11 protein-coding genes are annotated in these 16,390 nt (G+C 40.9%); 2 read left to right on the top strand and 9 right to left on the bottom strand.

Going from position 1 to position 16,390, the window contains the following annotated elements:
• Window positions 1–6: 6 nt before the first annotated feature.
• The 9 genes from nuoH to H4J61_RS06920 form a co-directional block, all read right to left on the bottom strand.
• Window positions 7–981 carry an NADH-quinone oxidoreductase subunit NuoH gene (gene nuoH / locus H4J61_RS06880; protein WP_310650040.1) on the bottom strand — a complete coding sequence of 325 codons (975 nt, stop codon included), beginning with the start codon at window positions 979–981 and terminating at the stop codon, window positions 7–9.
• A complete protein-coding gene (nuoG, locus tag H4J61_RS06885) occupies window positions 971–4,024 on the bottom strand; it encodes an NADH-quinone oxidoreductase subunit NuoG (protein ID WP_182184468.1) in 3,054 nt (1,017 codons plus the stop codon). The genes nuoH and nuoG overlap by 11 nt, the downstream gene beginning before the upstream one ends.
• 1 nt (window position 4,025) lies before the next feature.
• Complete coding sequence (gene nuoF, locus H4J61_RS06890; RefSeq protein WP_182184469.1) at window positions 4,026–5,441, bottom strand: NADH-quinone oxidoreductase subunit NuoF; 1,416 nt, start codon at window positions 5,439–5,441, stop codon at window positions 4,026–4,028.
• Window positions 5,434–5,949: an NADH-quinone oxidoreductase subunit NuoE gene (gene nuoE, locus H4J61_RS06895; RefSeq protein WP_404852062.1), complete on the bottom strand. Its 516-nt coding sequence runs from the start codon at window positions 5,947–5,949 to the stop codon at window positions 5,434–5,436. Before nuoE ends, nuoF begins: the two co-directional genes overlap by 8 nt.
• A 123-nt stretch (window positions 5,950–6,072) precedes the next feature.
• Window positions 6,073–7,872, bottom strand: coding sequence for an NADH-quinone oxidoreductase subunit C/D (gene nuoC / locus H4J61_RS06900; protein ID WP_182184471.1), 1,800 nt, complete (start codon window positions 7,870–7,872; stop codon window positions 6,073–6,075).
• A 157-nt stretch (window positions 7,873–8,029) separates the two neighbouring features.
• Window positions 8,030–8,629 (bottom strand): NADH-quinone oxidoreductase subunit B family protein, encoded by a 600-nt coding sequence (locus H4J61_RS06905; protein ID WP_310649913.1) that lies wholly within the window; start codon window positions 8,627–8,629, stop codon window positions 8,030–8,032.
• Window positions 8,630–8,667: 38 nt separating this feature from the next.
• Window positions 8,668–9,156, bottom strand: a complete 489-nt coding sequence (gene ndhC, locus H4J61_RS06910) for an NADH-quinone oxidoreductase subunit A (protein WP_310649838.1) — start codon at window positions 9,154–9,156, stop codon at window positions 8,668–8,670.
• A 680-nt stretch (window positions 9,157–9,836) separates the two neighbouring features.
• On the bottom strand, window positions 9,837–12,227 hold the full coding sequence (locus tag H4J61_RS06915) for an ATP-binding protein (protein WP_182138311.1): 2,391 nt from the start codon (window positions 12,225–12,227) through the stop codon (window positions 9,837–9,839).
• A gap of 128 nt (window positions 12,228–12,355) precedes the next feature.
• Entirely contained in the window at window positions 12,356–12,844 is a 489-nt protein-coding gene (locus H4J61_RS06920) for a zinc ribbon-containing protein (RefSeq protein WP_259363158.1), read from the bottom strand.
• A 319-nt stretch (window positions 12,845–13,163) separates the two neighbouring features.
• Here H4J61_RS06920 and leuS point away from each other — a divergent pair, with 319 nt between their 5' ends.
• Both leuS and lptE read left to right on the top strand, forming a co-directional pair.
• Window positions 13,164–15,755 (top strand): leucine--tRNA ligase, encoded by a 2,592-nt coding sequence (leuS, locus tag H4J61_RS06925; protein ID WP_182184473.1) that lies wholly within the window; start codon window positions 13,164–13,166, stop codon window positions 15,753–15,755.
• Window positions 15,756–15,874: 119 nt separating this feature from the next.
• Complete coding sequence (lptE, locus tag H4J61_RS06930; RefSeq protein ID WP_182184474.1) at window positions 15,875–16,381, top strand: LPS assembly lipoprotein LptE; 507 nt, start codon at window positions 15,875–15,877, stop codon at window positions 16,379–16,381.
• The last annotated feature ends 9 nt before the right edge of the window (window positions 16,382–16,390 follow it).

Consider the following 16,390-nt stretch of genomic DNA (forward strand, 5'->3'; position numbering starts at 1 on the left):
TCATAGTTATAGCACTCCCGTTAAGCGCAATACTGCGGTGACCAAAAGGTTTAATAACGCTAAAGGCAACATAACGACCCAGCCAAACTTGAGTAGTTGGTCAAAACGTGGTCGTGGCAGCGATGTTCTAAGCAGAATAAAAAACATCACAAAAAACATAATTTTAATAATAAACCACAGCAATGGAGGCAACCATGAAGCAAGCGGCTCTGGCATTAACCAACCGCCAAAAAACAGTACCACTGACATGGCTGATATTAAGGTAACGCTTAAATACTCACCGAGAAAAAACAAGGCAAATTTCAGCCCAGAATATTCGGTATGAAAACCCGCGGTGAGTTCAGTTTCAGCTTCTGGCAAATCAAAAGGCAGTCGATGACTTTCAGCAATACCAGCCACTAAAAAAATAAAAAAGCCAATAAATTGTGATTGAATAAGCCAGCCATCGGTTTGTGCCAACACGATTTCACGCAAATTAAAGCTACCGGTTAGTAACACCACGCCCATTACAGACAAGCCCATAAACACTTCATAGCTAACAGTTTGAGCCGCCGCTCTCATGCCGCCTAACAAAGCATACTTAGAGTTTGACGCCCAACCTGCTAACACCACGCTGTAAACAGCGAGCGAAGCCATAGCGAGAAAAAATAGTAAACCAATGTTTAAATCAGAAACGCCAATGCTTGGAGAGAAAGGGACTACGGCGAAACTCATTAAGACGCACATAGCACCAATCACTGGTGCTAGCACAAAGACTAAACGATCACTAAAAGACGGGATCCAATCTTCTTTACCCAGAATTTTCAATAAATCTGCCAATGATTGTAAAACACCAAATGGCCCAACGCGATTTGGACCACAACGGTCTTGCCATATACCTATCATTCGGCGCTCAACCCACACCAACATCGCGGCTATAGGGATAAGCAAGGCGATAATAGTGGTTATTTCAAATAGCTTCCAAAGCATGTCAGCCATCATTCAACCCTCCTGAGAACAATCGAATAGGAATGGTTTGATCCTGTATTTTCAAGCTCTCAAGTATGTTTTCTTTACTTTTTTTCGCTGCTATTAATGCATCATTAAATTGAGCAAGGTAATCAACAATTTCTTGCTCACACGCTAAGGATATTGTCATTTCTAGTTGATGGTGCAACGAAGAACAGAGAGCGAAGTTGCCAAAAACTAAAGTGTCAGGTAAATCATTAACAATGAAAATTTGACTGATAACAGTTTGACTAACCAATAGCATTTTTTCGTTTGTCGCTGAAAAAATAATTTTACCCCACTGGCCTTTTGTAACCTCGGCTTGCTGAGCTGTCTTAGCATTAATATAGACTCGATTACTTTGTCGCAGCATTTGAAATTCAGCGGTGAGTGATGCTTGCCAATCACTGAAATAAACATTTTTTTGTTGAACATAAGTCAAGTAATTAGTCACTTGGTTTTTAGTTGCACTACTTTTAGCTGTGTTACTTTGAAAAGTACTATTTTTAATACTCTTAGTTAATCGCCAACAAGGGTTGTTGGCTAATACACTTGATAGTGGGATAAATACTGCAGCGCTTGCCTTCAATAAAGCACCATTAATTTCTCTTTGAAATTGGCCAATCGCTTGATTTGAATTCCACCCTGGCGCCCAAGTAAAGGGCATGTCGCTACTTTGTCCAGTTGCTTTACCTTCCATTGAAAAAGTAAAGTTATCATCAATTTTCTGGGTGGTTTTTGCTTCATGTACCGTGATATTAGCCATTTGAGCTGTACGGCCACTGGCTCGGTGACTCATTCTCGCAATAGCTTTTTGCTGGCTCTTATCACGCTGTGTTTCATCCCCCTTTTTTGTTATTAACTTTGGCCATTGAGCATAAGTATCAAGAAAAAATTGATGCAACTGCGTCAGTGATTCATAGCGAGTTTTTTTAGCCACAACTTGAGTATAGTAATTTGACTCATGGTCAGCTGCGTCTGAGGCTTTACTTGTTATTTTTATACCGACAATATCGGCAATATTATCTAACCAACGCCAGCTTTCTTGAATTGGCAAAACAGGAGGATGCACTTGAAAAAACTGTTGGGCTCGGCCTTGGTAATTAACATAATGACCATCTCCTTCACTAACCGCCGCAACAGGTAAAACAATATCGGCGATACTTGAAAGTCGGTGCGCTGAATGATCTAGCACAATCAGGGTTTGCGCAGATTTTCGTAACTGCGTGATTTGAACCGCTGAGAGATTTGCCAGTTCTTGCTCGAGTAAAATCAGTCCTTGATAGCTTTTATCTGGGTCATTAAGCTGTGCTAATACTTGCTCAATAGACAAAGATTTTTCATCTAAAATCGATAATAACCCAACACTATTACTGCACGGCGGCACAATAATTAACCCTGGTGCTATCAGCTTATTTTGCGCTGTAAACGCCGACATTAAATTGGCAATATTACTCAGTACATTGGCACAAACACCACTGGTACCTGAAATAAATAACGGCTTAGTAGATTTACGCAAGGCTTTATAAACTGAGGCAATAAAGCCTTGGTCAGTGATGCTCAACTGATCTTGCTCAGCTAAGTGCTTAACGGCTTGTGCTAAAGCTTGGTCATGGTTAATCGTTTGAGCATTGCCCAATTGTAAAATCTTTTCCAATGTCGCTAAAATTTTTGATATTTGCTCTACAGGTAAAAGTAATGTTTGCTGACAAACATCATCGAGTTTAGTAGTGGTACTTTGCAGGGAAAATAACGGTGACAGTAATTTACCGCCAATGGTTCGCACCGCACTGTCTTGCCATGATGCAATGCCGATTTTTTCAGCTTTAGCTTTAGCAGCATTGCGCAATGCTTGGCGCACCGACAACGCCATTCTTGGCGCAGTTTGGCTAATATCTTCAGCAATAATAAAAACAAAGTCACTGTCTTCAATCTCAGCAAGGCTAGGTGCTTTGTTTGAGGTCAGTAATTGGGCATGTTGTGCCGCCACTTTCATTTCTTCATCGTTATAGCCGGGGCTAAATTGCTCAGCGCCGACTATATTTTTTAAATAAAAGTTCGCTTCTAATGAGGTACGAGTAGAGCCAATACCGAGAAATTGTTTTTTTCTAAAATGTGAGAAAGCTTTAGCAACATCTAATTTAGTTAAGGCTACAGGTGACTGTTGTGCAATACCTTTAGCTTGTCTGATACGCTGTTCACCATTAACAAAGCCGATACCATAACGACCGCGATCACAGATAAAATAGCCATTAATATCAAAATTGTAGCGATTCATCACCCGACGCACCGAACCATAGCGTTCGCCAATACTTAAGTTACAACCCACAGAGCAATGACTACAAACCGACGGGGCAGATTGCAAATCCCACTTACGGGTATAGTGTGATGAAAAAACTTTATTGGTGAACACGCCGGTTGGGCAAACTTCCACTAAGTTACCGCTAAATTCACTTTCCAAAGCACCATCGGACTGGCGACCAAAGTACACTTGGTTTTTTGAACCATAAACCCCAAAGTCCTTACCGCCCGCATAATCATTATAAAAACGCGTACAGCGATAACAGGTAATACAACGGTTCATTTCGTGACCCACCAAGTCACCTAAATATTGATTAGTGAATGTGCGTTTTGTACCTTGATATGCTCGTACGCTGTGGCCGGTCATTACCGTCATATCTTGTAAATGGCACTCGCCCCCCTCAGCACAAACAGGACAATCATGAGGATGATTAGTCATCATCGCCGCAATAACTTGTTCGCGAAACTCACTGGCCGCTTTATTTTTAATACTAATGCGCATACCGTCAGTAACTGGCGTAATACAAGCCATAACAATGCGGCCCTGTTGATCCGCTTTATCTTGAAACTGCGTAACAGCGCACTGACGACAAGCGCCAACCGAGCCCATAGCCGGATGCCAACAGAAATAAGGCAAGTTTAATTTTTGTGATAACACCCCAGCCAACAAATTGTCTTCAGTGCTGAGCTGATAAGGCATGTCATCAATGAAAATAGTGACTTTCTTTTCACTCATGTTATTGCCCTACCTTTGGAGATTGAGGTGACTGAGGTGATTTAACTGACTGATGTTTTTTAATATTTGTTACTTGAGCTTGCGATACTTTAGTGCGTTTAGCGCTCATTGACGGATTATAATGACAACAGCCATGCTCAATATGCTGCAAAAAATCATCATGAAAATATTTTAAAGCGCTTCTTAGCGGCTCTACGGCTCCCGGAGCCAAGGCGCAATGGGTTTTACCTATCCACATAAAATCGCAGAGTTTAGCTAAGGTGTCTAAATCTTGTATTTTACCTTGGCCTTGCTCAATACGTGTTAGTACTTCAACAGCCCAAGGCGTGCCATCTCGACAAGGCGTGCACCAACCACAAGACTCTTGGGCAAAAAAGCGCATCAAATTTAATACCATAGCCACAGGACAGTTTTTATCATCTAAAACAATCAAGCCACCTGTGCCTAAACGACTACCCACTTTAGCGATAGAGTCAAAATCCATTGGTGTATCTAAATGCTCTGCCACTAAAAAGTCAGTCGATGCACCACCCGGTAGTAGCCCTTTAAATTTCAAGCCATCTTGCATACCACCGGCATAGTCATATAACACCTCCCCCAAGGTTGGCCCCATAGGAAGTTCCCACAAGCCCGGATTTTTCACCCGCCCACAAGCACTGTAAATTTTACTACCAGCATCACTGTTAGGAGAAATAGCCTGAAACCATGCAATGCCATTTTTTAAAATGTGCGGTAAATTACATAAAGTCTCAACATTATTGACTATGGTAGGTTTGCCAAATAAACCACTGACTTGTGGAAATGGCGGCTTAGCTCGAGGGATTGCACGCTTACCTTCTAGCGCATTTATCAAGGCGGTTTCTTCGCCACAAATATAGCGACCAGCACTACAATGGATGTATAAATCCATTGAATATGAGCTGCCTTGAATTTTTTCACCAAGCCAATTATTTTGGTACGCTTGGTCAATGGCATCTTGTAAGCGCTTTGCCGCTAAGTAATATTCACCGCGCAGAAAAATATAAGCTTTGTTCGCACCTATGGTGTAAGCCGCGATAATCATAGCTTCAACCAACTGGTGCGGCACACCTTCAAGTAATAACTTATCTTTAAATGTCCCGGGCTCCATTTCATCGGCATTAGCGACTAAATATTTATTATCCGGCGCCTCTTCATCACCATCAGTAAACATAGGCACAAAACTCCATTTCATGCCCGTAGGGAAGCCTGCACCACCCCGCCCTTTTAAGCCTGAATTTTTCACAATTTCAAGTACTTCATTGGGCGAATATTGCAGCGCAACTTTTGATCCTTGATAACCACCCGCTTGGCAATATGCATCAAATGACAACGGCTGCTGTAGATTCACCCATTGGGTTAACGGCTTGATGTTATTGTTAGATATCGACTCAGCCATTTACTTCTCCCTTAGCCGCAAGTTTTTGTAAAATATCAACCGCGATTTCTGGACTTAAATACTGATAATGTTCGTTGCCAATCATCATCGCGGGCGCTTTATCACAACTGCCTAAACACGCATTAGAAAGTAGTGTGAATTTACCGTCTGCTGTGGTTTGGCCGTATTCGATATTTAAATGTTGCTTAATCGCAGCAAGTACAGAGTCTGCGCCAGTTAAATGACAAGCAATGCTGTCGCACAAGTGGATAACATTTTGACCAACAGGTTGTCGGTAAATTAAATTATAGAAAGTCGCCACACCCTCTAGTTGGGCAACGGGAATAGCTAACAAGTCACTAATGGCAAATAAGCTTTCATCACTGATCCAACCACGGTGTGCTTGCACCACTTTAAGTGCTTCAATACCAGCAGCTTCACGCGTTTCCATAATACTGGCCTCATGCTCAATAGCAGCAATTTCAGTTGCCGTTAAATAATGCTGATAATCAATTATTGTGGTGTTGATTGTTTCCATCACTATCTCTTTATTAACGAGTATTGGTTGTCAAAAAAGCTGAAATTATTGCTATTACTCACTTAACTATATTTTTCAATATTGAATTTACTGCTATTAAACAAGCTTAAAAATTTATCGGTCAACATCTGCCATCACGTAATCCACACTGCCCAGTGTCGCGATGAGATCGGCCACCATTTGTCCTTTGCTAATTAATGGCAACATTTGTAGGTGAGGGAAACTAGGCGTGCGAATACGGGTGCGATAACTCATGGTGCTACCATCGCTAATGAGGTGATAGGCCATAATGCCTTTCGTTGCTTCAACACTGATAGACACCTCACCTGCGGGGATCACAGGCCCCCATGAAACATTGAGAAAATGCGGTATTAAGGTATCAATATCACGCATGGTGCGATCTTTTAATGGTGGCGTAGTTTGCGGATGCTCAGCTTTATAAGGCCCTTCAGGCATATTGTTAAGGCACTGTTTAATAATGCGAATACTCTGGCGCATTTCCTCTATACGCACCCGACAACGATCATAGCAATCACCCTTGTGGCCCAGCGGTACTTCAAAATCAAATTGATCATAACCACCATAAGGCCGCTGCTTGCGTAGATCCCATGAAAAACCGGTTGCCCTTAATCCTGGACCCGTTACGCCCCAGTCAATAGCTTCTTGCGTGGAATAAGCACCAATGCCGACAGTACGTTGCTTTAAAATTGAATTTTGCATGACCATTTTTTCATATTCATCAAGGCGCTTAGGTAGATAATTAACGTAATCGCGCACTAACCCCTCCCAACCTATTGGCAAGTCTTGTGCAACACCGCCAATGCGGAACCAACTTGGATGCATGCGAGCGCCAGTAAAGGCTTCAATAATGCCAAAGAGTTTTTCACGATCGATAAACATATAAAATATAGGTGAAAGTGCGCCAAGATCTTGCGCGAAAGTGCCATAAAATAGTAAGTGACTAAGAATACGAAACATTTCTGCGGTCATAATACGAATAACTTTCGCGCGATCCGGCACGGTAATGCCCGCCAGTTTTTCAACCGCCATTACATAGGGAAAGTTATTCATTACGCCGCCAAGGTAATCAATTCGGTCGGTATAAGGAATATAACTGTGCCAAGATTGTCGCTCGCCCATTTTTTCAGCACCGCGGTGGTGATAACCGATATCGGGCACACAATCGACTATTTCTTCGCCTTCCATTTGTAACACAATACGAAAGGCACCATGAACACTCGGGTGATTGGGCCCAAGGTTTAAGAACATAAAATCGCTGTCTTTACTTTGTCGCTTCATACCCCAAGCTTCAGGGTTAAATTGTAGTGCTGCTTGTTCTTTATCTTGTTGATAAGGAGGAAGCGTGAAGGGGTCCATTTCAGTTGCACGCGCAGGATGAGTTTTAAGTAACGGGTGTCCTTGCCAGGTATCTGGCATTAAAATTCGGCTTAAATGTGGATGGTTTTTAAAAATAATACCGAACATATCCCAAACTTCTCGTTCGTACCAATTGGCATTTGGCCATAAACTACAAACACTTTCTAAGCTTTTATCTGTAGTGCTCAGCGCAACTTTAATTCGAATGTCTTGATTACGTTGATATGATCGTAAATGGTAGCTGACCGTAAAGGCTTGTGATGACAATGATTGATGCTCTCGTTCGCTTTCATCGATAGCGGTAAGATCAAAACACATATCAAACGGCTGAGCTAACTCTTGCTTTAACACTTGCATCAATGTCATTAACTGGTTTTTTTCTAACCAATAAGAAGGAATATCGTCAACAATGTTTTCAACAGCACTGACCGGCTGTAACTTGAGCTTAGGTGCAAGGGTAATAATTTCATCAAGCAAAGGCACAGCTTGTAGCATCTGCCAATCATTACTCGCTTTGATATTTACTTGTGATGCCATCAGCTTCCCTTCACGCTTGCCATTTTTCTTATTAGTCTGTTTTTACTGGGTTTTAACTTTATTAACACATTGTTTAATGATACTTTTCTTTAATAACACTCAGTTTTAATAACACTCAGTTTTTAAAACGTTAATGTTGCAAAACACCAACAGCCGCTTAAATGTGATCGGGTGAATCAAGGTTCGTCACTTGAATACGCTCTTCGTGCTTAATGTCTCGCAATGACGGTTTACCAATTTCGCTGACTTGCTGTTCGCCAACCGCCCAGCTTAACGGTCGTGGCTGATGTTGTATTTTGGTTTGCAACAGCAATAAGGCTTCAAGCAAAGCTTCTGGCCTTGGCGGACAACCCGGCACATAGACATCAACCGGGATAAACTTATCAACCCCTTGCACAACACTATAAATGTCGTACATACCGCCAGAATTAGCGCAAGATCCCATGGAGATAATCCAACGAGGTTCTAATAATTGTTCATAAAGGTGTTGGATCACCGGCGCCATTTTTCGAAAGCAAGTACCTGAAATCACCATTAAATCAGCTTGTCTTGGCGTTGCACGAATCACTTCAGCGCCAAAGCGAGCAATGTCATGTCGCGAGGTAAAGCTCGTTGCCATTTCGACATAACAACAACTTAAACCAAAATTAAACGGCCATATGGAATTTTTACGCCCCCAATTCACCATGTCATCAAGCTTAGCAAACAGAACACTGCGCTTTAATTCTGCTTCAGAAACCCCTTTCATCTCCCCCATAGCGTCATCTAATTTTGCTTTCGTCAGTGACCATTCCATTATTGCTGTCCTTTAGTTTGATCAAAAAGAGTTTTATCAAAGAGGCTTTGCTCAACGGGCTGGTTTTCAACTTGTTGCAAACGCTGCAGTTGTGTTGCTCTAAAAGGTTGATGGCGTCGGGTTAACTCTAATGCGCCAATACGAATTAAATAAATTAATGCCGCCAGTAATACCGTAATAAAAATACTGGCTTCGATAAAACCTGGCCAACCCACCTCATCAAAAGCAATAACCCAAGCAAAAAGATAAATGGTTTCTAAATCAAAAATGACAAAAAAAATGGCATATAAAAAGAAGTGATTAGTAAAGCGGGTTTTATTGTCAGAGACAGAAACAATGCCGGATTCATAAGGGGTGTTCTTCGCTCGCTGTTTACCTTTGGGGCCAAGAAAATGGGATAGCAGCATCATCAGAACGAGCATAGCAGCCAAAATAATAAAGTAAGCCGCAATGGGCCATACTTGTGTCATTTGATCCGATGTTTCCACAAAGCCTCCATTGATAACCTAATGCGTGATAATGCCAAATATCATTGGCAAACAATTCATTAAACTACAAATCGACAGACAGCAAACTCATCGATACCTACTTATGATACCTACTTAAAATCCATCACCAAGATACTCATCAGCAGCTTGGCAATCGCATTAGCAATTAAAGATGTCAATGTTAGTTAGCTAGATTAGATTTCAGTGTCATTCAAATTCATCACACATATTTCATCACACATTAACAACTAAGTAGATGGGACAGACAAAAAGTGTCTGTTCGGCAGCTTAAGTACCTGATCTTTATAGGGAGCTCGCCATTACTGATTGATAAGGTTAACTCGCTGCATTTACTTTTTATTGTTGTTATTCCGTTTTCGCTAACATGCTCTCTTCATAAATCCTACTGAGATAGCACCTATAACTAAGTACAAATAGTCAAACTTTGCATCATCAATTTTTACTCGAATTTCGGCGCGTGTGCTTGGGAAAATATTACGATGAAAAATATTGTTGATAATGCCAGTATAGAAAAGAATTTAAGTAATGCTTGTTTTTTAAGCGAACATTAACATTTAAACATTTTAACTGGTGTAAAAAGCAATAAACACGGCGCTTGCCGTGTTTATTGTTAGAGGAGGTTTTTTACTTAATTATTCAAGCTAACTTATCTTTTAAGCTTATTCTTCAGCGCCATTAATGAGCTCTGAAAACGCTGACAGTTTATCTAGCACCATACCATGGATTGATTTTCTTGGATAACGGCCAGTACGCGTGATTGCTCCAGCGGGTTGCGCCATTAAAATCTCTATCGCTTGATCAATATTGTCAACCGCATAAATGGCAAACTGTCCATCGGCCACTGCCTGTATCACCTCAGGTGCCAACATTAAATTAATGGTATTTGTTTTAGGTATAATCACACCTTGCTCGCCCGTTAAGCCTTTGTCCTTGCAGAGACGATAAAAACCTTCTATTTTTTCATTAACGCCGCCAATAGATTGCACTTCGCCATGTTGATTCATCGAACCTGTTATCGCGATACCTTGATTTATCGGCAACTTAGCGATAGCGGAAATTAACACACAAAGCTCAGCCATTGACGCACTGTCACCATCAATATGGCCATAAGATTGCTCAATGGCAATATTAGCAGAAATAGTCACTGGAAATTTCTGCCCATACTTGTGGCCCAAATAACCAGTTAAAATCAACACACCTTTTGAGTGAATAGATTTACCTAAATCAACTTCACGCTCAATATCTGTCACCCCTTGGCTACCAGCATATACGGTCGCCGTTATACGAGCTGGGGTACCAAAAACACTATCACCAATCTCTAACACGGTTAAACCATTAATTTTACCTACTTGCCCACCTTCGGTATCAATAAGTAACTGACGCTCTTTAATTTCCTCTAACCAAGCTTCACTCATGCGGCCGGTACGTCGTTGTTTGGCCGCCAATGCCATGGTGATATGTTTACCGCACAGGTCATTTTTGCCATCTGATCGCTGCCATAAATAAAAAGCTTCGTCTAATAAGTCATTAACCTCCACTATATTAGCTGATATTTTTTGCTGGTGTTCTGCGCGCCTGAGCGCATATTTAACTAACTCAAATACCGCTTCATCTGTCACTTGTGGATAATGGTTACGATGGGCACGCTGGCGAATTAAACTGGCGTAGTCATTTAAGTTACTTTGGTTTTTTTCTAAGTGACGATCAAAGTCTGCCAAAACTCGAAATAACTCAGTAAACTCTTGATCATAATCTTGTAAGGTATAGTAAATTTCAGGATCGCCCAATAAAATCACTTTAACATTTAACGGGATTTTTTCTGGTTGCAAACTAAAGGCACCCGGTTGTGCATATTCTGAATGCGGATTTTCGATAGTAATTTGCTGCGACTTTAGCGCTAGCTTTAAACGCGCCCAAACTAAAGGTTGGGTCAAAAGTTTATCCGCTTCAAGTAATATATAACCGCCATTGGCTTTATGCAGCGCACCGGGTCTTATTAAACGATAACTGGTGTAACTGCTGCCTTGAAAACTACCAAAATCAACATGGCCAAACAGGTTTTGAAAGGTCGGATTCTGTTCATAAATAACTGGCGCACCTTCATTGGCTTTTCGGGTCACCAATAAGTTAGGTAAAAAACGTTCCACCATGAGTTTACGCATATCTTTGTCATTAGGCGCCTCGTTACTTTCATCGACCAGTAACTCTAAAACAGCATCAACAACGTGCGCTTTAACTTTAGCTAAGTATTTCTGTACGCCAGTATTACTGGCGAATTCTGTTTCTAATTCTTTCAAAAAAGGTTGAATACTTTGTGCTGCCGTTTCATGTTTTAACTTACGTAATTTGTCGGAAGAAATACGTTTCCATTGCGGTAATTCAATTAATTTTTCAGAAAGTAAATCTTCTAATTTGGCCAACAAAATATAAAAGTCAGCACGTTTTGGTTCATTGAGTTCAGCAAACTCTTTATCATTAAGTGGCTTACCTTTAACCAATGGTGAAAAGCCAATTTCACCATTTTCTTCGAGCAACACCACATCATCTTTTAATGCCGCCTTTTCAACCTCAGTAATCGCTTGATCATATTTTTTATTAAAGTCACGATCAATCGCCGCTTTTTGACGTTGATAGCCAGGGTTATCAAAAATCTCTGGAAACAAATCCATTAACTCATCAATAAAGGTATTCATGCGAGTAAGTAATTGCTTACCATCACCTGGACTAACATAAAGGCTATATGGCGAATTTGGGTCATCAAAATTGTTGATATAACACCATTCATCAGGTGTAGGCTCTTGACTCGCTGTTGAGGCTAACATTTGCTTGATCAGGGTTTGACGCCCGGTACCATGCTCACCCATGGCGTAAACATTAAAACCTGGTGCATCCATCGACAAGCCAAAAGTTAGTGCTTCTTTCGCTCTTTCATGGCCAATAAATACTTGTTCAATTTCTGAGGTCGATGTGGCATTAGCAAATTGTTTAACCGTTAGGTCTGCGGTTAACTGGCAAGGTTTAAGACGTGTATTTGTTGACACATTTGTCATAGAAGATCTCTCGGGAGTGCGATTTTAATATCAGGTGAAATAAATACGGCTACAATAAGCACAGTGTACAGCGACACGCCACTGAACAGCAAAATAATATAAAGAAAAACCATCAAAAAAAGTTGTTTTTACGGCGTTAAACTCAATCGATCAAAGTCTTGACCACCACAGGTAATACAATCCGTAACAACATTTGGGTGGCTATAAGTAACACAATCTTGGCATGCTTTACATTTTAACTGACCAAAACCAACATAATCACCGACATGGTAGCCATCTTGATGTTGAAAATCATCCATCAGCTCGGCCCATTCAACTTGCGACTTATCGGTAATTTGCGCCAAGCTTGACCAAAGGTTTTCATTAAGTAGCTCTAAATATATTGAATGCTTAATGTCCGCTTGATATTGCTGATAAAAATCCCCCAAGTCGTACTTAAGATTAGCGATAAACTGTTTAACTTGCTGCTCAGGAATTTGCTCAGCAGCCATCAATATTGTTTTCGCTTGTTCGAGTAATTCAACAGCCGAGCGAATTTCGTTATCCTTGGTGTCTTCCAACCATGTTTGTAACTTTTGATAAAGCTCTTGAATTTGAGATTGCTTTTTTTTCATCATGCTGCCCTCATTTAAAAATCACTTATTAGTCTACTTATTGAGTAGATAACCTCAGCCACCAGCACTTTATTAAAGCATATAACAACGACTAAAGTGGCTTTTATCAGCTATTTAGCTGTTAATGCGCAATATTTTTCGCTTATCTAGAAAAATTTTCCGCATAGCCCTGCTTTAACTTGTCGCAACGGCTAGAGATAAGGTATCCTATCAAGAATATTTTTATCGCTAAAACCTAGCCTTAACATGACAAATTTTATCAAGGTAAAATTGTCAAAAAAGCGGGTTAAGGCTCTTATTTAAGTGTGTTTGAGAAATCTTAATGGAATCCATCTACAATCCCCAATCAATTGAAGCCGAAGTTCAGAAATTTTGGACTGATAACGACACCTTCAAAGCCGAAGAGTTACCAGGAAAAGAAAAGTTTTATTGCTTGGCGATGTTTCCATACCCAAGTGGTCGACTCCATATGGGCCACGTGCGTAACTACAGTTTAGGTGATGTGATTTCTCGTTACCAACGCATGCAAGGCAAAAATGTGATGCAACCTATGGGTTGGGACGCTTTTGGTTTGCCAGCTGAAAATGCCGCGATTAAAAATAACTCCGCGCCTGCCAAATGGACTTATGAAAATATTGATTACATGCGTAACCAATTAAAGTCATTAGGTTTTGGTTACGACTGGAGTCGTGAATTAGCGACTTGTAAAAAAGACTATTACCGTTGGGAACAGTGGTTCTTCACTCAGCTATATGAAAAAGGCTTAGTGTATAAGAAAAATGCCACGGTGAATTGGGATCCTGTTGATCAAACCGTATTAGCTAACGAGCAAGTAATAGATGGTCGTGGCTGGCGCTCTGGCGCGCTAGTTGAGCGTAAAGAAATACCGCAATGGTTCATTAAAATCACAGCTTATGCTGAAGAATTAATTAACGACTTAGACCAATTAACCGATTGGCCTGAACAAGTTAAAACCATGCAACGTAATTGGATTGGTCGCTCTGAAGGTGTAGATATGACCTTTCAAGTGGCCGACTCAACTGAAAGCTTCGATATCTACACCACGCGCCCAGATACCATCATGGGGGTGACTTATGTCGCCTTGGCTGCCCAGCATCCATTAGCCTTAGCTGCGGCTGAAACGAATCCAGCACTAGCGGCATTTATTCAAGGCTGTAAAACGAATAAATCTACTGAAGCCGATATGGCGACAATGGAGAAAAAAGGCGTTGATACCGGCTTAAAAGCACTCCACCCGATTAGCGGTGAAATAGTACCTGTTTGGGCGGCAAACTTCGTACTGATGGACTATGGCTCAGGCGCCGTTATGTCTGTACCGGGTCACGACCAACGCGATTGGGAATTCGCCACTAAGTATGGTCTAGAGATTAAACAAGTTATTGCCAGTGATGAAAGCGCTGACGTTACAAAAGCGGCGATTACTGGCAAGAGTGTTTTAGTTAATTCGGGTGAATTTGACGGTTTAAATTTTGAAGAGGCTTTTAAAGCTATTTCAGAAAAATTAATCGCTGAAAACAAAGGTAAAGTCACGGTAAATTATCGCTTACGTGACTGGGGTGTTTCTCGTCAACGTTATTGGGGTACACCGATTCCAATGCTACATTTAGCCAATGGCGAGTCTGTGCCGGTACCAGCGGATCAACTACCTGTTGAACTACCCGAAGATGTAGTGATGAATGGCGTAACTTCACCAATTAAAGATAATCCTGAATGGGCTAAAACCACCTTCAATGGTGAAGAAGCATTTCGCGAAACAGATACCTTTGACACCTTTATGGAATCATCATGGTATTACGCGCGTTATTGTTCACCGAACGATGACACACAAATGTTAGATCCAGCCAAAGCTAATTATTGGTTGCCGGTAGATCAATACATTGGTGGTATTGAGCATGCCATTTTACATTTACTTTATGCCCGTTTTTTCCATAAATTATTACGTGATGCTGGCTTAGTAGAATCTAACGAACCTTTTAAGAAATTGCTCTGTCAAGGCATGGTATTAGCTGATACCTATTATCGTGAAGCAGACAATGGCGGACAAGATTGGATTGCACCGACAGACGTTGATGTTGAGCGTGATGAAAAAGGCCATGTCACTTCTGCTATCAGTAAATTAGATGGCAAACCGGTTATTTCTGCTGGCATGAGCAAAATGTCAAAATCGAAAAATAACGGTATTGACCCACAAGCAGTTATTAATTTATATGGCGCTGATACCGTACGACTATTTATCATGTTTACCTCGCCACCAGAGCAAACATTAGAATGGTGTGATGCCGGCGTGGAAGGTGCACATAGATTCTTAAAGCGGGTTTGGAAACTCACTTATGACTTTACCCAAGTTGCAGAAGTGTCAAAAGCGGCACCCAAGGTTGCCAACTTAACGCTTAACTCGGCGCAAAAATCATTACGTCTTGAATTGCATAAAACCATTGCTAAAGTCAGTGATGATATTGGTCGTCGAAACACTTTTAATACCGCTATTGCCGCGATCATGGAATTGATGAATCATTTAGGTAAAGCGAGTATTGCTAGCACTGAAGATCGCGTGGTGATGCATGAAGCTATTCGTGCGGTAGTCTTAATGCTAACTCCTATTGTGCCACATTTAAGTCATCATTTATGGAACATGGTTGGCGATGGTAAGCCAGTTGAAAATACTGCCTGGCCAGTGGTTGACGCCACCGCTTTAGTGGAAGATGAAAAGCTTATTATTGTACAAGTTAACGGTAAATTGCGCGCTAAAATTACTGTGTCAGCCGAGGCAACAAAAGAAGCAGTTGAAGAAATCGGTTTTAATGATGTCAATGTTAGCAAATTTCTTGACGGTAAAACCGTACGTAAAGTGATTTATGTACCGGGTAAGCTATTGAATATTGTTGCTAATTAGTAGCTTCTATTGTTACAGCTGTTAATGATAACTTAATTAAAACAGCGATTTAAAAGTGCATAGCTAAAACTTGTCGGCTATGCACTGATTGAATTTTACCTATAAAAAGTGAACACTTTATGCAGCCATTAATAATTCGTCGAGTAAGCAAACTTTTATCCTTTAGCATTGTCTTAATGATGTTAAATGGTTGTGGCTTTCAACTACGCGGCAATTATTTATTAGCGCCTGAGCTACAAACTATTGTATTTAGCTCGGTTGATCAATATGGTGAACTCACCCGTTTAGTCAAGCAGCACTTAAGCATTAACGATGTGACTTTAGTGCGACAAAGTGAAAAAGCTATTCCGCAAATGCGCATACTACAAGACAACTTAGACCGAAGAACACTGTCGGTTTTCCCAAATGGTCAAGTAGCAGAATACGAGCTTATTTATACCGTACGCTATCAAATTTTAATCCCCGGACAAGATATTCAAAATTTCCGCTTTGAGCTTAATCGTGACTATCAAGATGATCCTGATATTGCCCTAGCAAAAAGTCGCGAATTGTCGTTAATGTTACGAGAAATGCGTAAAGAAGCCGCCAATAAAATTTTACGTGACATGGCTAGTATTCAGCTCTAGGTAACTTCA

Origin of the sequence: Colwellia sp. MB3u-4 (assembly GCF_014077065.1) — a bacterium.
In the GTDB taxonomy this organism is placed as follows: Bacteria; Pseudomonadota; Gammaproteobacteria; order Enterobacterales; family Alteromonadaceae; genus Cognaticolwellia.

Excerpts from the sequence above, each read along its gene's own strand:
- nuoH (WP_310650040.1), bottom strand. The coding sequence starts at position 981 with ATGATGGCTGACATGCTTTGGAAGCTATTTGAAATAACCACTATTATC.
- nuoG (WP_182184468.1), bottom strand. The coding sequence starts at position 4,024 with ATGAGTGAAAAGAAAGTCACTATTTTCATTGATGACATGCCTTATCAG.
- nuoF (WP_182184469.1), bottom strand. The coding sequence starts at position 5,441 with ATGGCTGAGTCGATATCTAACAATAACATCAAGCCGTTAACCCAATGG.
- nuoC (WP_182184471.1), bottom strand. The coding sequence starts at position 7,872 with ATGGCATCACAAGTAAATATCAAAGCGAGTAATGATTGGCAGATGCTA.
- H4J61_RS06905 (WP_310649913.1), bottom strand. The coding sequence starts at position 8,629 with ATGGGGGAGATGAAAGGGGTTTCTGAAGCAGAATTAAAGCGCAGTGTT.
- H4J61_RS06915 (WP_182138311.1), bottom strand. The coding sequence starts at position 12,227 with ATGACAAATGTGTCAACAAATACACGTCTTAAACCTTGCCAGTTAACC.
- H4J61_RS06920 (WP_259363158.1), bottom strand. The coding sequence starts at position 12,844 with ATGATGAAAAAAAAGCAATCTCAAATTCAAGAGCTTTATCAAAAGTTA.
- leuS (WP_182184473.1), top strand. The coding sequence starts at position 13,164 with ATGGAATCCATCTACAATCCCCAATCAATTGAAGCCGAAGTTCAGAAA.
- lptE (WP_182184474.1), top strand. The coding sequence starts at position 15,875 with ATGCAGCCATTAATAATTCGTCGAGTAAGCAAACTTTTATCCTTTAGC.